This window comes from Pseudomonas sp. P4_C8, from assembly GCF_056401975.1.
The window spans coordinates 41851-68725 of record NZ_JBFUIH010000032.1; the positions used below are offsets into that span (position 1 = coordinate 41851).

General features: G+C 58.5%; 20 protein-coding genes. 6 read left to right on the plus strand and 14 right to left on the minus strand.

Annotated elements, in window-relative coordinates; genetic code table 11:
• Window positions 1-11: 11 nt before the first annotated feature.
• From sthA to AC1DWM_RS20220, 3 genes are all read right to left on the minus strand, one after another.
• The gene (gene sthA, locus AC1DWM_RS20210; protein WP_223511662.1) at window positions 12-1406 is read right to left on the minus strand and encodes a Si-specific NAD(P)(+) transhydrogenase; all 1395 of its coding nucleotides are present in this window, start codon (window positions 1404-1406) and stop codon (window positions 12-14) included.
• Between the two features lie 208 nt (window positions 1407-1614).
• Entirely contained in the window at window positions 1615-2631 is a 1017-nt protein-coding gene (locus AC1DWM_RS20215) for an FAD:protein FMN transferase (RefSeq protein ID WP_223511664.1), read from the minus strand.
• Between the two features lie 272 nt (window positions 2632-2903).
• Window positions 2904-4367, minus strand: a complete 1464-nt coding sequence (locus tag AC1DWM_RS20220; RefSeq protein WP_223511665.1) for a glyceraldehyde-3-phosphate dehydrogenase — start codon at window positions 4365-4367, stop codon at window positions 2904-2906.
• Between the two features lie 363 nt (window positions 4368-4730).
• Between AC1DWM_RS20220 and mfd the strand changes: the two genes are divergently transcribed.
• Genes mfd through AC1DWM_RS20235 form a run of 3 tightly spaced genes read left to right on the plus strand, consistent with a single transcriptional unit; the run spans window position 4731 to window position 11456 of the window.
• Complete coding sequence (mfd, locus tag AC1DWM_RS20225; RefSeq protein ID WP_477795970.1) at window positions 4731-8180, plus strand: transcription-repair coupling factor; 3450 nt, start codon at window positions 4731-4733, stop codon at window positions 8178-8180.
• A 10-nt stretch (window positions 8181-8190) separates the two neighbouring features.
• Window positions 8191-8757, plus strand: a complete 567-nt coding sequence (locus AC1DWM_RS20230) for a CsiV family protein (protein WP_223511667.1) — start codon at window positions 8191-8193, stop codon at window positions 8755-8757.
• A gap of 5 nt (window positions 8758-8762) precedes the next feature.
• Window positions 8763-11456 carry an SNF2-related protein gene (locus AC1DWM_RS20235; protein WP_477795971.1) on the plus strand — a complete coding sequence of 898 codons (2694 nt, stop codon included), beginning with the start codon at window positions 8763-8765 and terminating at the stop codon, window positions 11454-11456.
• Window positions 11457-11572: 116 nt separating this feature from the next.
• Here the strand turns inward: AC1DWM_RS20235 and AC1DWM_RS20240 are convergent, their stop codons facing one another.
• From AC1DWM_RS20240 to AC1DWM_RS20250, 3 genes are all read right to left on the minus strand, one after another.
• Window positions 11573-12310, minus strand: a complete 738-nt coding sequence (locus tag AC1DWM_RS20240) for an S-methyl-5'-thioinosine phosphorylase (protein WP_477795972.1) — start codon at window positions 12308-12310, stop codon at window positions 11573-11575.
• A gap of 12 nt (window positions 12311-12322) precedes the next feature.
• A complete protein-coding gene (gene nagZ / locus AC1DWM_RS20245; protein WP_223511670.1) occupies window positions 12323-13333 on the minus strand; it encodes a beta-N-acetylhexosaminidase in 1011 nt (336 codons plus the stop codon).
• Window positions 13334-13491: 158 nt separating this feature from the next.
• A complete protein-coding gene (locus AC1DWM_RS20250) occupies window positions 13492-14199 on the minus strand; it encodes a TetR/AcrR family transcriptional regulator (protein ID WP_223511672.1) in 708 nt (235 codons plus the stop codon).
• A gap of 229 nt (window positions 14200-14428) precedes the next feature.
• On the opposite strand from AC1DWM_RS20250, the gene lexA reads away from it, so the two are divergent.
• The gene (gene lexA, locus AC1DWM_RS20255) at window positions 14429-15037 is read left to right on the plus strand and encodes a transcriptional repressor LexA (protein WP_223511674.1); all 609 of its coding nucleotides are present in this window, start codon (window positions 14429-14431) and stop codon (window positions 15035-15037) included.
• A gap of 10 nt (window positions 15038-15047) precedes the next feature.
• Window positions 15048-15521: an SOS-induced cell division inhibitor SulA gene (gene sulA / locus AC1DWM_RS20260; protein ID WP_223511676.1), complete on the plus strand. Its 474-nt coding sequence runs from the start codon at window positions 15048-15050 to the stop codon at window positions 15519-15521.
• 91 nt (window positions 15522-15612) lie between these two features.
• Here the strand turns inward: sulA and AC1DWM_RS20265 are convergent, their stop codons facing one another.
• The 7 genes from AC1DWM_RS20265 to AC1DWM_RS20295 form a co-directional block, all read right to left on the minus strand.
• Window positions 15613-15846, minus strand: coding sequence for a hypothetical protein (locus AC1DWM_RS20265; RefSeq protein ID WP_007944145.1), 234 nt, complete (start codon window positions 15844-15846; stop codon window positions 15613-15615).
• Between the two features lie 152 nt (window positions 15847-15998).
• A complete protein-coding gene (locus tag AC1DWM_RS20270) occupies window positions 15999-16523 on the minus strand; it encodes a DUF6586 family protein (RefSeq protein WP_223511678.1) in 525 nt (174 codons plus the stop codon).
• A gap of 139 nt (window positions 16524-16662) precedes the next feature.
• A complete protein-coding gene (gene topA, locus AC1DWM_RS20275) occupies window positions 16663-19290 on the minus strand; it encodes a type I DNA topoisomerase (RefSeq protein WP_223511680.1) in 2628 nt (875 codons plus the stop codon).
• 114 nt (window positions 19291-19404) lie between these two features.
• Window positions 19405-19641 carry a DUF1653 domain-containing protein gene (locus AC1DWM_RS20280; RefSeq protein WP_223511682.1) on the minus strand — a complete coding sequence of 79 codons (237 nt, stop codon included), beginning with the start codon at window positions 19639-19641 and terminating at the stop codon, window positions 19405-19407.
• A gap of 97 nt (window positions 19642-19738) precedes the next feature.
• A complete protein-coding gene (fadA, locus tag AC1DWM_RS20285; protein WP_008007076.1) occupies window positions 19739-20914 on the minus strand; it encodes an acetyl-CoA C-acyltransferase FadA in 1176 nt (391 codons plus the stop codon).
• Between the two features lie 29 nt (window positions 20915-20943).
• Window positions 20944-23091 (minus strand): fatty acid oxidation complex subunit alpha FadB, encoded by a 2148-nt coding sequence (gene fadB, locus AC1DWM_RS20290; RefSeq protein WP_477795973.1) that lies wholly within the window; start codon window positions 23089-23091, stop codon window positions 20944-20946.
• A 537-nt stretch (window positions 23092-23628) separates the two neighbouring features.
• Window positions 23629-24066 (minus strand): hypothetical protein, encoded by a 438-nt coding sequence (locus AC1DWM_RS20295; RefSeq protein ID WP_223511686.1) that lies wholly within the window; start codon window positions 24064-24066, stop codon window positions 23629-23631.
• 103 nt (window positions 24067-24169) lie between these two features.
• Between AC1DWM_RS20295 and AC1DWM_RS20300 the strand changes: the two genes are divergently transcribed.
• The gene (locus AC1DWM_RS20300) at window positions 24170-24607 is read left to right on the plus strand and encodes a universal stress protein (protein ID WP_477795974.1); all 438 of its coding nucleotides are present in this window, start codon (window positions 24170-24172) and stop codon (window positions 24605-24607) included.
• A gap of 183 nt (window positions 24608-24790) precedes the next feature.
• Here the strand turns inward: AC1DWM_RS20300 and AC1DWM_RS20305 are convergent, their stop codons facing one another.
• Entirely contained in the window at window positions 24791-26710 is a 1920-nt protein-coding gene (locus AC1DWM_RS20305; RefSeq protein WP_477795975.1) for an ATP-binding cassette domain-containing protein, read from the minus strand.
• Window positions 26711-26875: the final 165 nt, after the last annotated feature.

A 26875-nucleotide genomic window follows, 5' to 3' on the forward strand; every position in this document is an offset into this window, starting at 1 on the left:
GCCGGAGCCGCTCAAAAAAGCCGGTTGAGGCCATCGTACGCTGCTACCCGATAGGCTTCGGCCATGGTCGGGTAGTTGAACGTCGTGTTGACGAAATACTTCAGCGTGTTCAGTTCGCCCGGCTGGTTCATGATCGCCTGACCGATGTGCACGATCTCCGACGCCTGATAACCGAAGCAGTGAACGCCCAGCACTTCCAGGGTTTCGCGGTGGAACAGGATCTTCAGCATGCCTTGCGGCTCGCCGGCAATCTGCGCGCGCGCCATGCCCTTGAAGAACGCCTTGCCCACTTCGTACGGCACCTTGGCCTGAGTCAGCTCCTGCTCGTTCTTGCCGATCGAGCTGATCTCCGGAATGGTGTAGATACCAGTCGGAACGTCATTCACAAAACGCCAGCTACCGTTTTCGATGATACTGCCAGCGGCCGAACGACCCTGGTCATGTGCGGCACTCGCCAGGCTCGGCCAGCCAATCACGTCACCGGCGCCGTAAATGTTCGGTACGCAGGTGCGGTAGGCTTCGTCCACTTCGATCTGACCACGGCTGTTGACCTTCACGCCGATGTTTTCCAGACCCAACTGATCGGTGTTACCGGTACGACCGTTGCACCAGAGCAAGGCGTCGGCCTTGATCTTCTTGCCAGACTTGAGGTGCAGGATCACACCGTTGTCCACGCCTTCGACACGGTCGTAGTCTTCGTTGTGGCGGACCGTGATGTTGTTGTTGCTGAAGTGGTAGCTCAACGCCTGGGAAATTTCCGAGTCGAGGAAGCTCAGCAACTGACCGCGGTTATCCACCAGCTCAACCAGAACACCCAGACCACTGAAGATCGAGGCGTACTCGCAACCGATCACGCCAGCGCCGTAAACGATGAGTTTGCGCGGGGTGTGGCCGAGGCTGAGAATGGTGTCGCTATCGTAGATACGCGGGTGGTGGAAATCGATGTCCGCCGGGCGATAAGGACGCGAGCCGGTGGCGATGATGATGTGCTTGGCGACAAGCTTTTCAACCACACCGTTGGCGCAGACCACTTCGATGGTTTGCTCGTCGGCGAAGCTGCCGGTGCCGAAGAACACGTCGACACGGTTACGGGCGTAGTAGCCAGTGCGCGAAGCGACTTGTTTGGAAATGACTTTCTCGGCGCTTTTCAGTACGTCCGGGAACGAGAACCAGCGCGGCTCACCAATGGCCCGGAACATCGGGTTGGTGTTGAACTGCATGATCTGCCGGACCGAGTGACGCAGTGCCTTGGACGGGATGGTACCCAAGTGAGTGCAGTTGCCGCCGACCTGGCGACGGCTATCGACCATCGCCACCTTGCGCCCTGCTTTGGCGGCGTTCATTGCCGCACCTTCTCCCGCCGGGCCGGAACCCAGCACCACCACGTCGTAGTTGTAGACAGCCATGCGTACTCCTCAGAACAGGCCGCGGCGCCATCGGCACCCTGCGGCTAAATCACGCCGATCTGTGGCGTGAAGGAACAATTTGGGGCCAATGCAGAGCCCGGACACAGTCTATAGAAGCGTCAACGCCGCGCACATTAACCCTTGGTCGCGTCGTAGGCTAGTTTTGCCTGCACTACAACGCCAGTCTTTAACGCTTGAATCGCTGTCATCACTCGGTTTTACCGCCACTGAGGCGTTCAAAAGCCTGATTGGTTCGTGTGACGAAACCTGTATCGGCACGAATCACAAAGAATGCACCGATGTCATGCGCCTGGGCATAGTCCCAACCCCGTTCAGGGCCGAGAATCAGCAACAGCGTCGATAGTCCATCGGCCATCAGCGCTGAAGGATGAATCACCGTGACTGACGCCAGGGTGTGTAGGACCGGCGCACCGGTGCGGGCATCGAAGGTGTGGGAATAACGCCTTCCGTCCTGCTGAAAATAGTTACGATAGTCGCCGGAGGTGGAAACGCCATAGCCGTCGACCGCGATAACTTTTTGCGCAACTTGCTGATCATCCCGGGGTTCTTCGAGGGCAATACGCCAAGGTGAACCGTCAAGTTTTTTGCCTGCGGCCTTGAGCTCTCCCGTGGCTTCGGCGAGGTAATTGTGAATGCCCATGGCGTCGAGTTTTGCGGCAATGGTGTCGACTGCATAACCGGCGGCGATGCTATTGAAGTCGACTTCGACGGCGGCATCCTTGCACAACTGATCGTGGTCGATGCTCAGATGCTGGTAACCGACTCGCTGCCGCACTTCGGCTAGCGCTTCAGCAGTCGGGACTTTTTCCTCACGCGCCTGCGGGCCGAACCCCCACAGGTTGAGCAGAGGTTCTACCGTCAGGTCGTAGGACCCTTCGCTTTGCTCTGAAAGCTGTTCACCAACGCGGATCAATCCGAGGACTGGTTCAGGCATTTTCTGACAGTGATTGGCAGGGAGATCATTGAAGCGTTCGATGTCCGAGTCACTGCGGTAGGTCGACATTTGTTGATCGACGCCGGCGAGAATTTTTTCGACCTCGGCCCGGACGTCTTTCGAGGCGGGAAGGCCTGCGTGGCGCACATATTTGATCGAATAAGTGCTGCCCATGGTGGGGCCGCTGAAGCTTTCCATGGAGTCGCTGTTGCCGCAGCCGGCCAAGGCTCCGAACAGCACAAAGAAAACACCCTGCCACCTTTCCAACAATTCCTACGCTCCCCAAGCCAATTCCTGACACAACGCCAGGCCAGCCATTATGCGATAGAAATCCGGGAAGAGCCGGGTGTGACAGCCAGCTTCAATGCTATGTTTTCTGACGCCTTCGCGAGCAGGCTCGCTCCCACAGGTTTTGATAGAGTTCACACAAACCATTGCGGGAGCGAGCCTGCTCGCGATGAGGCCGGCTGGAGCAACCCGAAATCATGCACAAAAAAAAACGCCCCGACCAAAGTCGGGGCGTTTTCATGTGTAGCTAACGCTTAGCGCGGGAATGCTGGCGGGTTTACACCAGCCATGTCTTCCATCACGCGTACCACCTGGCAGCTGTAACCGAATTCGTTGTCGTACCAAACGTACAGAACAACGCGGTTGTCTTGACTGATGGTCGCTTCAGCGTCCACAACGCCTGCGTGGCGCGAGCCAACGAAGTCGGTGGAAACCACTTCCTGCGAGTTGACGTAGTCGATTTGCTTATGCAGATCGGAGTGCAGCGCCATGTAGCGCAGGTACTCGTTCATCTCTTCGCGGGTGGCGGCTTTCTCAAGGTTCAGGTTGAGAATGGCCATCGACACGTTTGGCGTCGGAACGCGGATCGCGTTACCGGTCAACTTGCCAGCCAGCTCAGGCAATGCCTTGGCAGCAGCAGTGGCAGCACCGGTCTCGGTGATTACCATGTTCAGCGCGGCGCTACGGCCACGGCGATCGCCTTTGTGGAAGTTGTCGATCAGGTTCTGGTCGTTGGTGTACGAGTGAACGGTTTCAACGTGACCATTAATGATGCCGAACTTGTCGTTCACAGCTTTCAGCACCGGCACGATGGCGTTGGTGGTGCAGGAAGCGGCGGAAACGATCTTGTCGTCAGCGGTGATTTCACCGTGGTTGATGCCGTGAACGATGTTCTTCAGCTTGCCTTTACCCGGCGCGGTCAGAACAACGCGGTCGATACCCGGGCAAGCCAGGTGTTGGCCCAGGCCATCGGCGTCACGCCATACACCGGTGTTGTCCACCAGCAGCGCGTCTTTGATGCCGTACTGGGTGTAATCCACCTCAGTCGGGTTTTTCGCGTAGATAACCTGGATCAGGTTGCCGTTGGCGGTGATGGTGCTGTTGGCTTCATCAATGGTGATGGTGCCATCGAACGGACCATGAACCGAGTCACGACGCAGCAGGCTTGCACGCTTGACCAGATCGTTCTCGGCGCCCTTGCGGACAACGATGGCGCGCAGACGCAGGCCATCGCCACCACCGGTTTTCTCGATCAGGATGCGCGCCAGCAGACGGCCGATACGACCGAAGCCGTACAGGACAACGTCGGTGCCTTTACGAGCGGCAACGTTCTGCTGACCAACCACGTCAGCCAGTTCTTCACGGACGAACTGCTCGGCAGTACGACCTTTGCCTTCGGCCTTGAACTTGACCGCAAGCTTGCCCAGGTCTACCGAAGCGGCGCCGAGCTTGAGCTCGCTCATCGCCTTGAGCAGCGGGAATGTTTCGTGGACGGACAATTCGCTGTCATCGGACTGACGATGACGAGCAAAGCGGTGAGCTTTGAGAATCGCAATGACTGAACGGTTGATCAGGCTGCGGCCATAGATCGAGCTCACCACGTTGTTATTGCGGTAGAGCTGACCGATAAGCGGAATCATCGCTTCTGCGAGTGCTTCACGGTCGATCCATTCACCAAGACACTGGTCGGGCTTCTGAGTCACGGGAACCTTCCACATGTAGGGGCAGAAAAAAGGGGCTACATTATGCCGCCGACTCCCTCCCGTAGCAATGCGCGCTTGTCGTGCGATCCGTAACAATTTCCTGTTCAAAAAAATTACGCCCCGCTAAAGCCCAATAAAACCGGGCCTTGCAGCGCAGTCAATTTTTTGGAGACAACGCAATCTTGTCCGTAACCCTCCGTAACACCGAGTGGTTTTGCCACTACATATTCAGCAATTTTCAGTAAAAAACCGGCAGATTTTGTCTTTACCACTACATTTCGCCAACCCTACGTAATAGACACAGTCTGCAACTGACAGGCGGCACCCGGGACCGCTACAATTACCGACTTTGTCGCAACGCTTGGAGCTCAACCTTCCGTGCCCGTTCTGCGTCTACCGCTTCTCCCTGCCGCGGCAGGTAAACAGCACTGGGGCAACCTGCCCGGTGCCGCCCTCAGCCTGGCCATCGCCGAGGCTGCCAGCGCTGCCAAGCGCTTTACCCTGCTGCTGACCGCCGACAGCCAAAGTGCCGAACGGCTTGAGCAGGAGCTGAGTTTCTTCGCCCCGGATTTGCCCGTGTTGCACTTCCCGGACTGGGAAACCCTGCCCTACGATCTGTTTTCGCCGCACCAGGACATTATTTCCCAGCGCATCGCAGCCCTTTACAGGTTGCCGGAGCTGAGTCATGGCGTTCTGGTGGTGCCGATCACCACGGCCCTGCATCGCCTGGCCCCGACCAAGTTCCTGCTGGGCAGCAGCCTGGTGCTGGATGTTGGCCAGAAGCTCGACGTCGAACAAATGCGCACCCGGCTTGAGGCCAGCGGCTATCGCTACGTCGACACGGTGTACGAGCATGGCGAGTTCACTGTGCGCGGCTCGCTGATCGATCTGTTCCCGACGGGCAGCAAACTACCCTTCCGGATCGACCTGTTCGATGACGAAATCGAGACGCTGCGTACATTCGATCCGGAAAACCAGCGCTCCATCGACAAGGTCGACACCGTCCGACTATTGCCTGCGCGTGAGTTTCCGCTGCAAAAAGATGCGGTCACCCGCTTCAAGGCACGCTTCCGTGAGCGCTTTGATGTCGACTTCCGCCGCTGCCCGATCTTTCAGGATCTGAGCAGCGGGATTACACCGGCCGGTATCGAGTACTACCTGCCGCTGTTCTTCGACGAAACCTCCACGTTGTTCGATTACCTGCCGCAGGACACGCAAGTGTTTTCCCTGCCGGGCATCGAGCAGGCGGCGGAGAATTTCTGGAATGACGTGCGCAATCGTTATGAAGAACGCCGCGTCGACCCGTCCCGTCCTTTATTGCCGCCTGCCGAGTTGTTCCTGCCGGTGGAAGATTGCTTTGCCCGCCTGAAAAGCTGGCCGCGTGTGGTTGCCAGCCAACAGGACGTGGAAACAGGTGTCGGCCGCGAACGTTTCCCTGCGCGGGAATTGCCGAACCTGGCCATCGAAGCCAAGGCCACTCAGCCACTGGCAGCGCTGGCGGGTTTCCTCGACGAATTCCCCGGTCGCGTGCTGTTCACCGCCGAGTCAGCGGGTCGTCGCGAAGTGCTGCTGGAATTGCTCGAACGCTTGAAGCTGCGACCGAAAACCGTCGACAGCTGGCCAGACTTCGTCGCGAGCAAGGAGCGTCTGGCGATCACCATCGCCCCGCTCGATGAAGGCCTGGTACTCGATAATCCGGCCTTGGCGCTGGTGGCCGAAAGCCCGTTGTTTGGTCAACGCGTGATGCAGCGTCGTCGCCGCGAAAAACGTGCCGACGCCAACAACGATGCAGTCATCAAGAACCTCACCGAATTGCGCGAAGGCGCGCCGGTGGTGCACATCGATCACGGCGTCGGTCGCTACCTCGGGTTGGCGACACTGGAAATCGACGATCAAGCCGCCGAATTCCTCACGCTGCAATACGCCGAAGGCGCCAAGCTGTACGTGCCGGTGGCCAACCTGCACCTGATCGCGCGATACACCGGCAGCGACGATGCCTTGGCCCCGTTGCACCGCCTCGGTTCCGAAACCTGGCAAAAAGCCAAACGCAAAGCCGCCGAACAGGTGCGCGACGTCGCCGCAGAATTGCTCGACATTTATGCCCGTCGCGCCGCCCGCGAAGGCTATGCCTTCGAAGATCCAAAAGCTGACTACGCGACGTTCAGCGCCGGGTTCCCGTTCGAAGAAACCCCGGACCAGCAAACCACCATCGATGCGGTACGCGGCGACATGCTCGCGCCGAAGCCGATGGACCGACTGGTCTGCGGCGATGTCGGTTTCGGCAAGACCGAAGTAGCGATGCGCGCAGCCTTCATCGCGGTGCATGGCGGTCGTCAGGTGGCAATTCTGGTGCCAACCACCCTGCTCGCCCAGCAACACTACAACAGCTTCCGCGACCGCTTTGCCGACTGGCCGGTGTCCGTGGAAGTGATGAGCCGCTTCAAGTCGACCAAGGAAGTGAACGCCGCCGTCGCGGACCTGGCCGAAGGCAAGATCGACATCGTGATCGGCACGCACAAGTTGCTGCAAGACGACGTGAAGATCAAAAACCTCGGGCTGGTGATCATCGACGAAGAGCACCGTTTTGGTGTCCGTCAGAAGGAACAGCTCAAGGCGCTGCGCAGTGAAGTCGACATTCTCACCCTGACTGCCACGCCAATTCCGCGCACGCTGAACATGGCAGTGTCGGGCATGCGCGACTTGTCGATTATCGCCACCCCGCCGGCCCGTCGCCTGTCGGTGCGGACCTTCGTCATGGAGCAGAACAAGAGCACGGTTAAAGAGGCCCTGCTGCGTGAGTTGCTGCGTGGTGGCCAGGTTTACTACCTGCACAACGACGTGAAGACCATCGAGAAATGCGCCGCCGACCTCGCCGAACTGGTGCCGGAAGCACGGATCGGCATTGGCCACGGGCAGATGCGCGAGCGTGAACTCGAACAGGTGATGAGCGACTTCTACCACAAGCGCTTCAACGTGCTGATCGCCTCGACCATCATCGAGACCGGCATCGACGTGCCGAGCGCCAACACCATCATCATCGAGCGTGCCGACAAGTTCGGCCTGGCGCAGCTACACCAGTTGCGCGGCCGTGTCGGTCGCAGTCACCACCAGGCTTATGCGTACCTGCTGACACCGCCGCGCCAGCAAATCACCCCGGATGCGGAAAAGCGCCTGGAAGCGATCGCCAACACCCAGGACCTCGGTGCAGGCTTCGTACTGGCGACCAACGACCTGGAAATCCGTGGCGCCGGCGAGCTGTTGGGCGATGGTCAGAGTGGGCAGATCCAGGCGGTTGGCTTTACGCTGTACATGGAAATGCTCGAGCGCGCGGTGAAGTCGATCCGCAAGGGCGAGCAGCCGAACCTTGATCAGCCGCTGGGCGGTGGTCCGGAAGTCAACCTGCGCGTACCGGCGTTGATTCCCGAAGACTATTTGCCAGACGTTCACGCTCGATTGATTCTCTACAAACGCATCGCTTCGGCCACCGATGAAGACGGCCTCAAAGACCTGCAAGTAGAAATGATCGACCGTTTCGGCCTGCTACCAGAGCCGACCAAGAACCTGATCCGCATCACGGCGCTGAAGTTGCAGGCTGAATTGCTGGGCATCAAGAAAGTCGACGGCGGCCCGCAAGGTGGCCGCATCGAGTTTGCGGCACAGACGCCGGTCGACCCGCTGACACTGATCAAACTGATTCAGGGCCAGCCCAAACGCTATAAATTCGAAGGCGCCACGATGTTTAAATTCATGGTGCCGATGGAGCGTTCGGAAGAACGCTTTAATACTGTAGAGGCGCTGCTTGAGCTCCTTATCCCGAAAACTGCTTGAAGGACGCCGCATGCGCCTGTTTCGCTCATTGCCCCTGCTGTTAACGCTGATCGCACCCACGGCGTTTGCCGATGATCTGTATCAGATTGAAATGATTCTGGTCCGGCAAAACGCCGTGCCCGCCATCGTCAGCCGCGCGGCACCGGAAGACTGGGCCGCCGGCGCGCAGCCCATCAGCAAAGACAGCCTGCGCACGCCGAGCCTGAATGGCGAAGTGGAAAAACTCACCGCCAGCGCTGACTACACTGTGTTACTGCACAAGGCCTGGCAACAAACCCTCGGCGAACAAGACAGCAAAATCGCGATCAGCGACGGCAAGGAACAATACGGTCAGTTCCCGATTGAGGGCACCTTGAACCTGAAGCTGGGCCGCTTCACCGACGTCGACGCCGATTTCTGGGTCAACCAGATCGATGGCAACGGCACAGTCACCGCCAGCGAACGCCTCAAGCAAGAAAGCCATACCAAGAACGGCGAGCTGAACTTCCTCGACAACGGCCACCTCGGCCTGTTGATCAAGATCACCTCGCTCACCGCCCCTGCTCCTCGGCCAGTCCCCGAAGAAATTCCGGACTGATTGCTATGCCCTCGCCCCTGAGCAAACCCCTGGCACCTTCCTGGGTCAGCCGATTCAAGGAACAAAGCCTGGAGCGTGGCCGTCGCTACGCGCTGGAGAACCGCGTCAGGATCGTCGAGGTCGGTGACGCTACGATCACCGCTGCGTGCGAAGGCTCGGGCGGTAATGTTTACCGTCAGACCATTCGCCTGCGTGAGTCAGCCAAAGCCACCTTGCTGATGGTTGACGCGACCTGCACCTGCCCGGTTCACAGCAACTGCAAACATTGCGCAGCGGTGTTGCTAAAGGTGCAAGAAACACTGGCCTACCCCGCGGCTGCGCAAGATGCCGATCTGCTGGAAAAACTTCAGGCCGTACTGGAAAACCGCGGCCCTAAAGCACCGCCGCAAGTGCTTGTGGATAACGTTCAACCGGTGCCGCGCTTGTGGCTGGCGAGCATCGAGTTCAGCGCCTTCGAACCGCGCAACGGCAAGATGCAGCGCTACATTCAGCATCGTGCGGCATTGTCTTTTAGCTATCTGGATGAATACGTTTGCGGACAAAAGAACGCCGACATTCTGATTCGCCAGGAAACCCAGACGCTGCGGATAAAACGTCACCCGGATGTCGAACAGACCTACAGGGAACAGTTACGAATCCTCGGCTTCAAGATTGCCACCCGACAAAGCAAAGCCTTGCCGGAAAGTGCCGGCGAACTCTACGAGATGGTCAACGACAGCGCCTGGCTGACGTTCACCCTCAATGAAATACCCAAGCTGCGCACCCAGGGCTGGGAGCTGCAAATCGACGAAGACTTCGGTTTCGACCTGACCGCCGTGGACGACTGGTACGCCACCGTCGAGCAGGTGCCGGAGCGCGACTGGTTTGATCTGGAACTGGGGATCATCGTCAACGGCGAGCGCCTGAGTTTGCTGCCGATCCTGTTGAACCTGATGCGCTCGCACACTGAAATTCTCAATCCGGAACGCCTCGCCCGACGTCGCGACGATGAGCTGATCCTGGTGAACATCCCCAATCGCCCGAACTCCGAGTACGGCCCGCTGCAAGTCGCCCTGCCCTTCGGCCGCTTGAAGCCGGTGCTGGCGACGCTCGGCGAGTTCTATCTGCAGGAACCTGGCGAAACCACGCTACGGCTGAGCAAGGCCGACGCGACGCGCCTGAATCCGCTGGAAGACTTGCCGCTGCTCTGGGAAGGTGGCGAACAGATCCGCACCTTTGCCCAGCGTTTACGCGACATCAAGGACCACACCGCAACCGCACCTGAAGGCTTGAACGCAACCCTTCGCCCCTATCAGCTCGAAGGCTTGAGCTGGATGCAATCACTGCGGCAACTGGAGGTCGGCGGGATTCTCGCGGACGACATGGGCCTGGGTAAAACCCTACAAACCCTGGCGCATGTTCTCACTGAGAAAGCGGCTGGACGCCTCGATCGGCCGTGCATGGTGGTGATGCCCACCAGCCTGATTCCGAACTGGCTCGACGAAGCAGCGCACTTCACGCCGCAACTCAAAGTGCTGGCGCTGTACGGCGCCAGTCGCAAAAAACACTTCGATAATATGGCCGACTACGACCTGATCCTGACCACCTATGCGCTGCTGCCCAAGGACGTCGAACGCCTCGCCGCGCAGCCTTTGCATGTGCTGGTGCTGGATGAAGCGCAGTACATCAAAAACCCCAACAGCAAGGCGGCGCAGGCGGCGCGCGAACTGAATGCGCGTCAACGTTTGTGCCTCAGTGGTACGCCGCTGGAAAACCACCTGGGTGAGTTGTGGTCGCTGTTTCACTTCCTGCTGCCGGGCTGGCTTGGCGATGTGAAAAGCTTCAACCGCGATTACCGTGTGCCGATTGAAAAGCGCGCCAGTGAAGTCAGACTTCAACACCTCAACGGTCGGATCAAACCGTTTCTGCTGCGTAGGACCAAGGAACAGGTCGCGACGGAATTGCCGCCGAAGACTGAAATCATTCACTGGGTCGAACTCAACGAAGCGCAGCGCGACGTGTACGAAACCATGCGCCTGTCGATGGACAAGAAAGTCCGCGACGAGATCACCCGCAAAGGCGTGGCGCGCAGCCAGATCATCATTCTAGAGGCGCTATTGAAACTGCGTCAGGTGTGCTGTGATTTGCGCCTGGTTAACGATGCCGTCCTGCCGACTCGCGGCAGCACATCGGGCAAGCTCGACAGCTTGATGGAAATGCTTGAGGAGTTGTTCGAGGAGGGTCGGCGGATTCTGTTGTTCTCGCAGTTCACGTCGATGTTGGCGCTCATCGAGGTCGAGCTAACGAAACGTGGCGTTGAGTACGCACTACTGACCGGGCAGACACGCGACCGACGCGCACCGGTGAAAGACTTTCAGAGCGGCAAGCGTCAGATTTTTCTCATCAGTTTGAAGGCCGGTGGTGTTGGTTTGAACCTGACCGAAGCGGATACGGTCATTCACTACGATCCATGGTGGAACCCGGCGACGGAGAATCAGGCAACTGACCGGGCATACCGTATCGGTCAGGAGAAGCCGGTATTCGTCTACAAGATGATTGCCCGGGGGACCGTCGAGGAGAAGATTCAGCATCTGCAGAAAGAAAAATCCGACCTCGCCGCCGGCGTTCTGGATGGACGCAAGACAGGGGACTGGAAGTTGCAGAGTGATGATATTGAAGCGCTGTTTGCGCCGTTGCCGGACAAACTCGAAAAGCGCTGAGATCTATGGTGCCAGACAGATTGCTATCGCGGGCAAGCCACGCTCCTACAGGAAATCACTGAACCGGTGGGAGCGTGGCTTGCCCGCGATAGAGTCAACTCGGTGTAAAACCTGTCTTACCCCTTCAATACCCGCGCCAACGTCGACTTCACCTTCCCCATCCCGTCGTGCAACGCCTGCTCTATCTCGGCCATGGTAATCACCGCCGTCGACTTGCCCGCCGCCGGGTTCACTACCAGCGCCAGACACGCATAGTCCAGTGCCAGTTCACGCGCCAGCGCCGCTTCCGGCATGCCGGTCATGCCCACGATGTCGCAGCCGTCACGCTCAAGGCGCGCGATTTCAGCGACGGTTTCCAGCCGAGGGCCCTGGGTGCAGGCGTACACGCCATGACTGCTGTAAGCCACGCCTTCAGCCGCCAGCGCCGCGATCAGCTCCTGACGCAGCGGCTCACTGTAGGGATAGCTGAAGTCGATATGGGTGACGTGTTCCAGGTCATCGGCGAAATAGGTGTGTTCGCGACCGCTGGTGTAATCGATCAGTTGATGTGGCACGCAGAAATGCCCGGTGCCCATCGCCGTATGAATTCCACCCACGGCGTTGACCGCGAGGATCGCTTCCGCGCCGGCCTGCTTCAATGCCCAAAGGTTGGCGCGGTAGTTCACCTGATGCGGCGGAAAACGGTGCGGATAACCGTGACGCGCGAGAAACAGCACGTCCTTGCCGACGTATTCACCGATCTGCACTTCAGCCGAGGGTGCGCCGTAAGGCGTGTCCACAACCAGTGACTGGCGAATGCTCAGGCCTTCGAGTTGAGTCAGGCCAGTGCCACCGATAATCGCGTAAACCGTCATAACACCACGCCCTTATTCGATCAGTTGAGCCTCTTTGAGCGCGCCGACAGCCGCCAGCCAGCGTGGGTTTTGACGGTATTCGATATTGGCGTATGACTGGCCGCGCATCCGCGCAATACGCTCGGACGGCTTGACCTTCAGGCGCTGGGCGGCGCTCAGCGCCAGTTCCGCAGCGGCGCGATCGTTGCACACCAGGCCCATGTCACAGCCGGCGGTCAGCGCGGCTTCGATACGGCTGGCGGCATCGCCGACCACGTGGGCACCGGCCATCGACAGGTCATCGCTGAAGATCACGCCATCGAATTGCAGCTCGCCGCGAAGGATGTCCTGCAACCAGCGGCGGGAGAAGCCGGCAGGCTGGGCGTCGACTTGCGGGTAAATAACGTGGGCCGGCATGACGGCGGCCAGTTGTTTGCTCAATTTGGCGAACGGCACCAGGTCATTGGCGCGGATCTCGTCGAGGCTGCGCTCGTCATTCGGGATGGCGACGTGGGAATCCGCCTCAGCCCAGCCATGACCGGGGAAATGTTTGCCAGTGGCGGCCATACCGGCACTGTTCATGCCACGGATGAATGCACCGGCCAGCAGCGCTGCGCGCTCCGGATCACCCTCGAACGAACGGGTCCCGACAACAGCGCTGCGCTGGTAATCCAGATCCAGCACCGGAGCGAAACTGAGGTCGAGACCGACGGCGAGCACTTCGGTGGCCATGATCCAGCCACACTGCTCAGCCAGGTATTCGGCGTTCGGATTGTCGGCGATGGCGCGCATGGCTGGCAGTCGTACGAAGCCTTGGCGCAAACGCTGAACGCGGCCGCCCTCCTGATCCACCGCCAGCAATAAATCGGGACGAATAGCGCGAATCGCGGCGCTCAACTCGCGCACCTGACGCGGGTTTTCGATGTTGCGGGCAAAAATGATCAAGCCGCCCACTTCAGGCTGACGCAACAATTGGCGATCTTCAGCCGTCAGCCAGGTACCGGCGACGTCCACCATCAACGAGCCTTGCAGGCCAGCAGTCATAGAGATTCCTTGAGAACGAGAAACCCGGCCCGCGCACATGCACCACCTTGGGCAATGCCCGGCAGGTCGGCGATACAAATGGGGGACGGGTTCAGAACGAGAGTCGGCATGGGCGGCTAGCTTAGCGGATGTCAGCTGCCGCGCCCACCCGTGCGCGGTTAAACCTTGGCGGCAGCCGAGGCGGACTTGCTACGTGGACGCAGCTGTGCGGCGGCCATGGTCGTGTCGGTCACGCCGGTTTCAGCACGCATGCCCGCGGCCAGGAACGGCACCATCAAGCGCATCACCTGCTCAATGGAGGTGTTGACGCCGAAATCGGTCTCGGCAATCGCGCGCAGAGCCTTGATCCCCGACATGCTGAACGCCGCAGCACCCAGCATGAAGTGCACGCGCCAGAACAACTCGATCGGAGGGATACGTGGCGCGGCTTCGTTGACCAGCATCATGTACCGGCGGAACACTTTGCCGTACATGTCTTCCAGATAACGACGCAAGTGGCCCTGGCTCTGACTGAACGCCAGACCCAGCAGACGCATAAAGATGGAAAGGTCGTTACCGCTACGCGGCTGCACGACAAGAGCTTGCTCGACGAGGATTTCCAGCAGCTCTTCAAGTGTCGGCTTGTTTTCAGGCTTGGCCTGACGCCGCTCCAGCTCTTTATCGAGGCTAATGCAGAACGGCCCGAGGAAGCGGGAAAAAACGGCTTGAATCAATGCCTTCTTGGAGCCGAAGTGATAGTTCACCGCCGCCAGATTCACACCGGCCTTGCTGGTGATCAGACGCAACGAGGTTTCAGCGAAACCTTTTTCCGCGAACAACTGCTCGGCAGCATCGAGAATGCGTTCAACGGTTTCCGACTGGGCCATGGCTACTCCGCCTGACAAACACTTGTTTGAAACATACGTTTCAGCCTGTGTATTGTCAAGCTTGGCCGTTCGTTTTGGGAATGGTCGGTCAGCTATTTAACCACACAACGGCAAAGCTTCAAGCGGCGGACAGATCGACCGTCCGGCGGCCTGCAAAAAAAGGGGCATTGCCAAGATGCTTTCACTGTATATAATCCCAGTCACTGTATAAAAAGACAGAGCGATCAAAATGCTAAAGCTGACGCCACGCCAAGCAGAGATTCTGGCCTTCATCAAACGCTGCCTCGAAGACAACGGCTACCCGCCGACCCGCGCGGAAATCGCTCAGGAACTGGGTTTCAAGTCGCCCAACGCGGCAGAAGAACACCTGAAGGCGCTGGCCCGCAAAGGCGCCATCGAGATGACCCCGGGCGCTTCCCGCGGCATTCGCATTCCAGGTTTCGAAGCCAAGAACGACGAGTCCACCCTGCCGATCATTGGTCGAGTGGCCGCCGGCGCTCCCATTCTGGCCCAGCAGCACATCGAAGAGTCCTGCAACATCAACCCTGCTTTCTTCCATCCGCGCGCCGACTATTTACTGCGTGTTCATGGCATGAGCATGAAGGACGTCGGTATTTTCGACGGAGACCTTCTGGCCGTGCACACCACGCGTGAAGCCCGTAACGGCCAGATCGTGGTTGCGCGAATCGGCGACGAAGTGACGGTCAAGCGCTTCAAGCGTGATGGCAGCAAGGTCTGGTTGCTTGCCGAAAACCCTGAATTTGCCCCTATCGAAGTGAACCTGAAAGATCAGGAACTGGTGATCGAAGGCTTGAGCGTCGGCGTGATTCGCCGCTAAAGGAGGCTTTATGCAGTTCCCACACACACCACAGCAAGCCCAACTGCCGCTGTTCGAGGCGTTCATGGCGCAGCCATTGGCGCCGATTCTGAAAGAAGTGGTCGAGTCGCCGTGGAGCGCCGAGCCCGAAGTCTTCAGTGAGCTGTCGCTACGTGGTGCAGCCGGGAACTGCCTGAACCTTCTGGCACCGATTCTCAGGGAACTGAGTCAGGACCAGGACGCACGCTGGCTAACATTGATTGCCCCGCCAGCAAGCCTGACCCAGGCCTGGCTGCGGGACGCCGGTCTTAACCGCGAACGCATTTTGCTGCTGCAACCTCGCGGCACTCAGAGCGCCCAACAGTTGACTTGCGAAGCCTTGCGCCTGGGCCGCAGCCACACGGTAGTCAGCTGGCTGAACCCATTGAACACGACTTCACGGCAACAGCTGATCAGCGCCGCCCGAACCGGGGACGCACAGAGCTTGAATATTCGATTGGGCTAACCGAGAAACAATGCGCGCATTGAACTGCGCGGGGCTTCTCCAAGGATAGAGAAGCCGACTTGTAGCGATTCCCGTAATCCGACGGGCGGGATCAGTGAAGGACGCGAGAACCCTGATCTTTATCAAATTCGCCTTCAACCAGGCGTCCTGCCATCTGAACGCCGACGCTCAACATCGCCTTGGCGACTTCCACGTACTGACCTTGCAGGAATGCTTTGGCATCCTCGGAGAAATCCAAAGTAACCAGAGAACCCTCGTCCTCGGCCCTGCGCAGCTCGATACGGCCGTCTGGTAACTCGACAATTTCTAGAAAGGACGTTGGCATAAAGGTTTGTTCTCCACGAAAGGCGGGGATTATATAGGCATCGGTCAGGCTTCGCTCGGCAACTTGACCAGATGTCATGGCGAGGAAATAACTTTTTGCACTCGTCCCTGAGCGGACACCCCACCGGGGCATCCGTCTTACCACTTAATCTTTCAGCACTCGTTTAACCCTTCGCGAAACCGGATAGCCAGCCCCTTGAGGTTCTGACGCCAGCTTTCCAGCTCTTCCCGGCTTAACTCTTTAGGCGCCTCTTCTTCATCCAGGTTAACGGCCAGGATCAGCGGCTGAGTCACGTCGCCTTTAGGTTTGTGCGGGACGCGAGGAGGTTGAAACAGCGCCGCATGGGCCGCCAACAGCTTGGCCAGCCAGGTTTCAGGGTTTTGCGCGAGCTCGACCATCTCAGCCATTTCAGGAATGGCAATGGTTTCGAGCACTTCACGAGTCAGCAACAACTCAGCCCGAGGTGCATTGGCCTGCGGTAGTCGATAGAACCCGGCGATTTCATGACACAGCCCCAGTAGGGCACCGTACAGGTGAAACAACGCCGATTCGCGACCCGCCTGGATCAGCGCCAGAGAGTTCATTGCCCGCCCCTCTTCGGCCCTGGCGAGCGCTTCCAGCGACAGGCCGGCGAAATAAATCTTCTGATTGGTACGGGTATAGAGTTCGTGGGCCATGACGGCAGCCTCCACAACGAAATAATTGCTTCACGCAGGTCAGACAGTGTCGTGGATCTCCTCGGCCTCCCGCAAGCACAAAACAAAAAGGCCGCATGAAAACCCGAGGGTTGTCATGCGGCCTTTTGTGTACAGCGCTTTAAGCTTTGGCTGCAGGACGCTTGTCTTCAACCTTCCACTTGCCGCCGTCGTAGTACGCCTTCCAGCCAGTCGGCTTACCGTCGACTTCTGTCTGCACATACTGCTCTTTGGTCTTGCGGCTATAACGGATCACCGCAGGGAGACCGTCCGGATCTTTCTTCGGTGCTTCGCAGAGGAAGTGATACTTCGGATCGATCTCGTCCTTGTGCGGAACAATTTCCATGACCAGCGGAGCACGGGTCTCGCGGTTTTTCGGGAATTGGCTGGCCGCCAGGAACAGGCCGGAAGCACCGTCGCGCAGGATGTAGGTGTCGTTGACCTTTTCGCATTTCAGCTCAGGCATCTTCACCGGGTCCATTTTCGGCGGCGCTGCGTCACCGCTCTTCAGCAGTTTGCGGGTGTTCTTGCACGTCGCGTTGGTGCAACCGAAGAACTTGCCGAAACGGCCGGTCTTGAGCTGCATCTCGCTGCCGCACTTGTCACATTCCAGGCTCGGACCTTCATAGCCTTTAATGCGATAGGTGCCCTCTTCGATTTCGTAACCAGAGCAATCCGGGTTGTTACCGCAGATGTGCAGCTTGCGCTTCTCGTCGAGCAGGTAAGCGTCCATCGCCGTGCTACAGATCGGGCAGCGGTGCTTGCCACGCAGAACCAGCGACTCGGATTCACCTTCGTCGTCCGCGGCGATTTCATCACCCGGCACCAGATTGACGGTGGCCTTGCAGCGCTCTTTCGGCGGCAGGCTGTAGCCCGAGCAGCCGAGGAACACGCCCGTCGAGGCCGTACGAATCTGCATTGGGCGGCCACAGGTCAGGCACGGAATGTCGGTCATGACCGGCTGGTTGGCACGCATGCCGCTTTCCGGGCTTTCGGCTACTTCGAGCTTCTTCTTGAAGTCGCCGTAGAACTCGTCCAACACGTTTTTCCAGTCGCGCTCACCTTGGGCCACGTCATCGAGGTGCTCTTCCATGCCGGCGGTGAAGCCGTAGTCCATGAGATTGGAGAAACTCTCGGACAGACGCTCAGTGACGATGTCGCCCATCTTTTCCGAATAGAAACGACGGTTATGCAGCGCGACATAGCCACGGTCCTGGATGGTCGAAATGATCGCCGCGTAGGTCGAAGGACGACCGATACCGCGTTTTTCCATTTCTTTAACCAGGCTCGCTTCCGAGTAGCGCGCAGGCGGCTTGGTGAAGTGCTGGGTCGGATCAAGCTTGATCAGCTTCATCGCGTCGCCCTGAGCCATGTCCGGCAGCACATCGTCGTCGCCCGGCTTGGCAATTTGCGGCATGACGCGGGTGTAACCATCGAACTTGAGGATGCGGCCCTTGGCACGCAGCTCGAAATCGCCAGCACCGACGGTGACGGTGGTCGACAGGTATTGCGCCGGCAGCATCTGGCAAGCGAGGAACTGACGCCAGATCAGCTCGTAGAGCCGCTCAGCATCACGCTCCATGCCCGACAGCTTGCTCGGCTCGGTGTTGGCATCGGAGGGACGAATCGCTTCGTGAGCCTCTTGTGCGCCTTCCTTGCTGCTGTAGACGTTCGGGGTTTCCGGCAGGTACTTCTTGCCGAATTCGCCTTCAATATAAGTGCGCGCCATCGTCACGGCATCGGCCGAGAGGTTGGTGGAGTCAGTACGCATGTACGTGATGTAGCCGGCTTCGTACAGACGCTGGGCCATCATCATGGTTTTCTTCACGCCGAAGCCCAGGCGATTGCTCGCAGCCTGTTGCAACGTGGAGGTGATGAACGGGGCCGACGGCTTGCTGCTGGTCGGCTTGTCTTCACGCTTGACGATGCTGTAGTTGGAAGCCTTGAGCTTTTCCAGCGCGGCCATGGCCTGGGTTTCGTTGAGCGGCTTGAAGGCTTCGCCTTTCTCGCGAGCCACGTCAAAGCGCACAGTCGCGCCCTTGGCGGTGCCGAGGTCAGCGTGGACTTCCCAGTATTCTTCCGGGTTGAACGCACGGATTTCACGTTCGCGCTCAACAACCAGTTTTACCGCCACCGACTGCACACGACCGGCGGACAGGCCACGGGCGATCTTGGCCCACAGCAACGGCGAAACCATGTAACCCACAACGCGGTCGAGGAAACGACGCGCCTGTTGGGCGTTTACACGGTCGATATCCAGCTCGCCCGGCTTGGAGAAGGCTTCCTGAATCGCCTTCTTGGTGATTTCGTTGAACACCACGCGCTTGTAGCGGCTGTCGTCACCACCGATGGCTTCGCGCAGGTGCCAGGCAATGGCTTCCCCCTCGCGATCCAAGTCGGTTGCGAGATAGATGGTGTCAGCATCTTTGGCGAGCCGGCGCAGCTCTTCGATGACTTTTTCCTTGCCCGGGAGGATCTCGTACTTGGCTTTCCAGCCATGATCGGGATCGACGCCCATGCGCGAGACCAGCTGCTTGCGCGCTTTCTCTTTCGGTGTGAGCACCGGACCTTCACCCGCGGCGGCCTTGCCGCGCTTGGCGGCTGGCTCTTTGCTGGCGCTAGCCGAACCGCTGGTGGGCAGGTCTCGGATATGGCCGATACTCGACTTCACCACGTATTGGTTACCCAGATACTTGTTGATGGTCTTGGCCTTAGCCGGGGATTCCACAATGACCAGCGATTTGCCCATGGATCAGAAAATTCCTGAATTCTAGAAGTGAAAGGCGGTTGGCGCCTGACGCGGCACCGCTATATATAGTGGCTACAAGGTGAGGTCAAGCGCAGGGTTCTGCGCGCACTCCCCTTATGACTTCGGAAAAACGCTCGGTTCGGCTTGCACCAAAGCAAAGCGTGGCACCTGTTCACCGTCAACTTCGACCGACTCCAGGAACATGCTCAAGGGACGCACCCAAAAGCCGTAATCGCCATACAGGGCTTGATAGAAGACCACTTCCTCTTCGGTTTCCGAATGCCGCGCAACAGCGAATACGCGGTACTGCGGACCTTTGTAATGTTCATAGAGCCCAGGTTGTATCGGCATGCTTTGGCCCTCACTCAAATCTTTTTAAAATAAAAACAAATAAATTCAGAAAAACAAAAACCGGGGCACTTGGCCCCGGCTTCCGTCAACGGAACGCTTAAACGCGTTCGAAGACGGTGGAGATGCCTTGGCCGAGACCAATGCACATGGTAGCCACCCCGAAGGTGCCGCCATTTTGCTTCATCACGTTCAACAGCGTGCCGGAGATACGTGCACCGGAGCAACCGAATGGATGACCCAGGGCGATCGCGCCGCCGTGCAGGTTAACCTTCTCGTTCATCTTGTCGAGCACTTTCAGATCTTTCAGCACTGGCAGGGCCTGTGCGGCGAAAGCTTCGTTGAGCTCAAAGAAGTCGATATCGTTAATACCAAGGCCCGCGCGCTTCAGTGCTTTTTGTGTAGCCGGTACTGGACCATAGCCCATGATTGCCGGATCCACACCTGCCACTGCCATCGAACGAATCACGGCCATAGGCTGGATGCCCAGGTCCTGTGCACGCTGCGCCGACATCACGATCATGCACGAAGCACCGTCGGTGATCTGCGATGAGGTACCGGCTGTCACGGTGCCGCCCTTCGGGTTAAACGCTGGCTTAAGAGCCGCCAGGCTTTCCAGGGTGGTTTCCGGACGAATGGTCTCGTCGTAGTCGAACAGTTTCAGGAAACCATTCTCATCGTAGCCCTGCATCGGGATGATTTCGTCTTTGAACTTGCCCTCCAGCGTCGCTTTATGAGCGAGCTGGTGGGAGCGCACGCCGAAAGCGTCCTGTTGTTCGCGAGTGATACCGTGCATTTTGCCCAGCATTTCAGCGGTCAGGCCCATCATGCCCGAGGCTTTCGCCGCGTACAGGGACATGTGCGGGTTCGGATCGACACCGTGCATCATGCTCACGTGGCCCATGTGCTCGACGCCGCCGACGACGAACACGTCACCGTTGCCAGTCATGATCGCTTGCGCGGCAGTGTGCAGTGCGCTCATCGACGAGCCACACAGACGGCTGACGGTCTGACCGGCAGCAGTGTGCGGGATCTGAGTCATCAGGGACGCCATGCGAGCGATGTTCCAGCCCTGCTCCAGGGTCTGGTTTACACAGCCCCAGATCACGTCTTCGACTTCGCTCGGGTCGACCTTGACGTTGCGTTCCAGCAATTTGCTGATCAGGTGCGCCGACATGTCTTCGGCGCGGGTGTTGCGGTGCATGCCGCCCTTGGAGCGGCCCATCGGAGTACGACCGAAGTCGACAATCACGACGTCTCTAGGATTCAAGCTCATAAGTTCACTCTCACTCTAGTTGGGGGCGCTTAACCGAAGAAGCTCTGGCCGTTTTTGGCCATTTCGCGCAGCTTCTCGGTCGGGTGGTACAGCGCGCCCAAATCAGCGTACTGGTCAGCCAGGGCAACGAACTCGGCAACACCGATCGAATCGATGTAGCGCAGTGCACCGCCACGGAATGGAGGGAAACCAATACCGTAGACCAGACCCATGTCGGCTTCGGCAGCGGTTTCAACAATGCCGTCTTCCAGGCAACGCACGGTTTCCAGGCACAGCGGGATCATCATCCAGTTGATGATGTCTTCGTCGGTGACTTCGCGCTGCTCGTAAACGATCGGCTTGAGCACTTCCAGTACCGAAGGATCGGCGACTTTCTTCTGCTTGCCGCGCTTGTCGGTCTCGTAGGCGTAGAAGCCCTTGCCATTTTTCTGGCCCAGGCGCTTGGCTTCGTAGAGCACGTCGACAGCCGAACGGCGGTCGTCTTTCATGCGATCCGGGAAGCCTTCAGCCATGACGTCACGACCGTGGTGACCGGTGTCGATGCCGACCACGTCCATCAGGTACGCCGGGCCCATCGGCCAGCCGAATTTTTCCATGATCTTGTCGATGCGGACGAAGTCCACACCGGCGCTGACCAGCTTGGCGAAACCGCCGAAGTACGGGAACAGTACGCGGTTGACCAGGAAGCCCGGGCAGTCGTTGACGACGATCGGGTTCTTGCCCATTTTCTTGGCGTAGGCAACGGTGGTGGCAACGGCCACTTCGCTGGACTTCTCGCCACGAATCACTTCAACCAGCGGCATCATGTGCACCGGGTTGAAGAAGTGCATGCCGACGAAGTTTTCTGGACGCTTGAGGGCTTTGGCCAGCAAGGTGATGGAAATGGTCGAGGTGTTGGACGCGAGGATGGTGTCCTCTTTGACCTTGTCTTCCACTTCTGCCAGAACGGCTTGCTTGACCTTGGGGTTCTCGACGACGGCTTCAACCACCAGATCCACGTGACCGAAATCACCGTAGGACAGGGTCGGACGGATGCCGTTGAGCACTTCAGCCATTTTTGCCGCGGTCATGCGACCTTTATCAACGCGACCGACCAGCAGCTTGGCGGCTTCAGCCAGGCCTTGCTCGATGCCGTGCTCGTTGATGTCCTTCATCAGGATCGGCGTACCTTTGGAGGCCGACTGATAGGCGATACCGCCACCCATGATGCCAGCGCCCAATACGGCAGCCTGCTTCACGTCTTTAGCGATTTCGTCGTAGGCCTTGGCCTTTTTCTTCAGTTCCTGATCGTTCAGGAACAGACCGATCAAGCTCTGCGCGGCAGAGGTCTTGGCCAGTTTGACGAAACCTGCAGCTTCGACTTCCAGCGCTTTGTCGCGACCGAAGTTCGCGGCTTTCTGGATGGTCTTGATCGCTTCAACCGGCGCCGGGTAGTTCGGGCCAGCCTGACCTGCTACGAAACCTTTGGCGGTTTCGAAAGCCATCATTTGTTCAATGGCGTTCAGCTTCAGCTTTTCCAGCTTCGGCTGACGCTTGGCCTTGTAATCAAATTCGCCGGAAATGGCACCCTTGATCAGCTCCAGAGCTGCTTCTTGCAGCTTCTCAGGAGCAACCACTGCGTCCACAGCGCCGACTTTCAGCGCGTCTTCAGGACGATTTTCCTTGCCGGCGGCAATCCACTCGATGGCGTTGTCGGCACCGATGAGGCGCGGCAGACGCACAGTACCGCCGAAGCCTGGGTAGATGCCCAGTTTGACTTCCGGCAGACCAATCTTGGCATTGGTGGACATGACGCGGTAGTCCGCTGCCAGGCACATTTCCAGACCGCCACCCAGGGCGATGCCGTTGATTGCCGCGACAGTCGGGACGTTGAGGTCTTCGAAATCGCTGAAAATCTTGTTGGCTTCCAGATTGCCAGCAACGAGCTCGGCATCAGGCAGCTTGAAGTTTTCGACAAATTCGGTGATGTCGGCACCGACGATGAACACGTCCTTGCCACTGCTGACGATCACGCCCTTGATCGAAGCATCTGCCTTGATGGTGTCTACAGCCTGACGCAGTTCGTTCAGGGTTAGACGGTTGAACTTGTTGACGGACTCACCCTTGAGGTCGAATTTCAATTCGACGATGCCACTTTCAAGAGCCTTAACCGTGATGGCTTTACCTTCGTAAATCATCAACTGATCTCCACGATATGGAAGCTGAACAGTACACGTCGGACGCAGGCGAATGGCTCGGCAGGACGTTAAACGTCAATGCTACGCCAATCCACCCGGCACACCCGCCAACGCGATAGTCGGGATTCTGTAGGAGCGGTCTGAAATACAAACGCTCAATTCATACGCCCGTTTGATTTGGGTACGCCACCTTCACGGAATTTCCGACAATTGTCAATCGCCCAAAATACGGGTTGAAACGCGACTTTGCGGTCACTTCCGTACTGCGAAGATCTACAACACACGAATGGATGCGAGATCATTCATAGAATCAATAGTTAGAAAATTCGCCCTAATTCGCTGCAGCCCGCGTTTAACAAGCTACGCTGGCACGAACCCGAAGAAAAAATGTGAACGTTTTGGGCGAATGCCCAGCGTAAGAACAGCCCTACAGCGAATTACCGGCCTGCCTGGCCAACTCCAGCCCGATGATGATGTCGGGCTTTTTATTGTCTGTCTGCGCCATTTCGTGCCATTGCAGCGCGAAATATCCTCGGCTTACGCCAGCGCTTTCAGCACTGCGTCAATGTCTTGCAACACCGTAGCCTCGCCCTTCTCGCCCCAATACAGGGTGATCATCTGCTTGTCCGCCTCGACCTTGTAGACGTTGGCTGGCAACTTTTCGAAATGATTGAGTAGCGCTCGATCCTCGCAAACCTCCTGCCACTGATTCACCCACACACCCGGCGATTTTTGCCAGTAACTCCAGCACGCAGGCTGATTGCCACGGCGCGGCCGATGGTACTGCGCGCAAGGGCTCGGTGGCTCCTGACTCAGCCAATGCGGCCACTCTTGGGGCGCTAACTGCATGGCCAGGCCGATACGTCGCGCCTCCATGCGCAGGGCCATTCGCCCGCTCTGACCACGAGACGGCCGCAACCATGCCAGCGGGCTCAGCACCACTAGCAGGATTGACACCACTATCCAGACCGTCATATCTGTACTCCCGATTCTTGATGGGCGCTTTGGGTCACTTTGAAACCAATGCGCTGAAACCAGCCATACTTACCAATATTGCAATCCTCAGAAGGAGCACCTCATGCCCTACAACCATATCCTGGTCGCTGTAGATCTAACCGAAGAGTGCGACCCTGTAATCCACCGCGCTCGCGAACTGTCGGTGAGCAACGGGGCGACGTTGTCCCTGGTGCACATTGTCGAGCCAATGGCCATGGCCTTCGGCGGCGACGTCCCCATGGACCTGTCACAACTGCAACAACAGCAGTTCGATCAGGCCAAGGAGCGTCTCGAGCAACTGAAACGCAAATACACGGAACTCGAAAGCGCCAACTGCCACCTGACCTATGGCCAGCCACGCCAGGAGATCCACCTCTTTGCCAAAGAGAAGGAATGCGACCTGATCGTGGTGGGCAGCCATGGTCGACACGGCCTGGCATTGCTACTGGGGTCGACCGCCAACGACGTGTTGCACGGCGCTCCTTGCGACGTGCTGGCGGTACGCCTGATCAAAAGCTAAACCCCTGTGGGAGCGAGCCTGCTCGCGATGGCGGCCTGCCAGTCAACATTGATATCGACTGACAGGACCTCATCGCGAGCAGGCTCGCTCCCACATTGGATCTACAGCAGCCAGTAGATCGTATTCCATACGAAAAGCCCGGCGTTCATCACTGAACGCCGGGCTTTTTTGTTACTGGATCAATCAAGCATCCAGTTCGGCCCAACGCTCGACCATCACGTCGAGCTCAGCCTGCAACTGCTCCAACTGAGCAATCACAGCAGCCGACTCGGCAGCAGGTCGCTGATAGAAACCGGCATCAGCCATTTGCGCTTCAACCACAGCAATTTGCTGTTCCATGGCTTCGATCTGACCCGGCAACATTTCCAGCTCACGCTGCAACTTGTAGCTGAGCTTCTTCTTTGCCACTGGCGCTTCAACAGCCGCAACGACGGGCGCAGCTTCAGCTGTCACAACTGCGGAGGTCAGGTCGGCTTTGCCGGACTTGCTCTCGGTCACGCCCAGCAGGCGCGGCGAGCCGCCCTGACGCAGCCAGTCCTGATAACCACCGACGTATTCACGAACCTTGCCTTCACCTTCGAAGACCAGGGTGCTGGTGACCACGTTGTCGAGGAATGCCCGGTCGTGACTGACCATCAGCACGGTGCCGTTGAAGGTCAGCAGCACCTCTTCCAGCAGTTCGAGGGTCTCAACGTCGAGGTCGTTGGTCGGTTCGTCGAGGACCAGCAGGTTCGCCGGCTTGCTGAACAGTTTGGCCAGCAACAGACGGGCACGCTCACCACCGGACAGCGCCTTGACCGGCGTGCGGGCACGCTGCGGGCTGAACAGGAAGTCGCCGAGGTAGCTCAGCACGTGACGGCTCTGACCATCGATATCGATGAAGTCGCGACCTTCAGCCACGTTGTCGATGACGGTCTTTTCCAGGTCCAACTGGTGGCGCAACTGGTCGAAGTAGGCCACGTCGATGCGCGTCCCCTCTTCCACCTTGCCGCTGGTTGGCTGCAGGCCGCTGAGCATCAGCTTCAGCAGCGTAGTCTTGCCGGTACCGTTGGCGCCGAGCAGACCGATACGGTCGCCGCGCGTCAGGACCATCGAGAAATCCTTGATCAGGAACGGGCCACCCGGATGAGCAAAGCTCACGTTCTCGAGGACCATCACCTGCTTGCCGGACTTGTCGGCGGTATCCAGTTGGATATTGGCCTTGCCGGTGCGCTCACGACGCTCGCTACGCTCGACGCGCAAGGCTTTCAATGCGCGGACGCGGCCTTCGTTACGGGTGCGACGTGCCTTGATGCCCTGGCGGATCCAGACTTCTTCCTGGGCCAGCTTCTTGTCGAACAGCGCATTGGCGGTTTCTTCAGCCGCCAGCGACGCTTCCTTGTGCACAAGGAAACTGGCGTAGTCGCCGTTCCAGTCGATCAGGCCACCGCGGTCCAGTTCGAGGATGCGGGTCGCGAGGTTTTGCAGGAATGAACGGTCGTGCGTGATGAACAGCACGGCGCCCTGGAAATCCTTCAGCGCTTCTTCGAGCCAGGCGATTGCACCGATGTCCAGGTGGTTGGTCGGTTCGTCGAGCAGCAGCAGGTCCGGTTCGGAAACCAGCGCCTGAGCCAGCAGGACGCGACGACGCCAGCCGCCGGACAATTCGGCGAGGGTCTTGTCGGCCGGCAACTGCAGACGGCTCAACGTGCTGTCGACCAGTTGCTGCAAACGCCAGCCATCGCGGGCTTCGAGGTCGTGCTGGACGTGCATCAGTTTGTCCAGATCAGCGTCGGTGACGATGTTCTGGCTCAGGTGGTGATATTGCGCAAGCAGCTCGCCCACACCGTCCAGGCCTTCGGCCACAACGTCGAACACGGTCCGCTCGTCGGCTACCGGCAATTCTTGGGGCAATTCGCCAATCTTGAGGCCGGGTGCGCGCCAAACGGAGCCGTCATCGGGCTTCTGGTCGCCCTTGACGAGCTTCATCATGCTGGACTTGCCAGTGCCATTGCGGCCGATGATGCACACCCGCTCACCACGGGCGATCTGCCAGGACACCTTGTCCAACAACGGCATAGCGCCGAAAGCAAGGGACACATCGCTGAATTTGAGCAGGGTCATGAGCTTCTCCAAAAACCGGGCGCGCATTCTACCTGACTTGAGGCTTCAGAAGGCCGGCAATTTCACTCTCGAAGCACTCTGCATAACAAATGTTGCGAACTTATGCCGACGGGCCTGCAAAGCTTTCGCCCGTTGCTGGCAAAAGGCTAAGCTACAGACAATTCA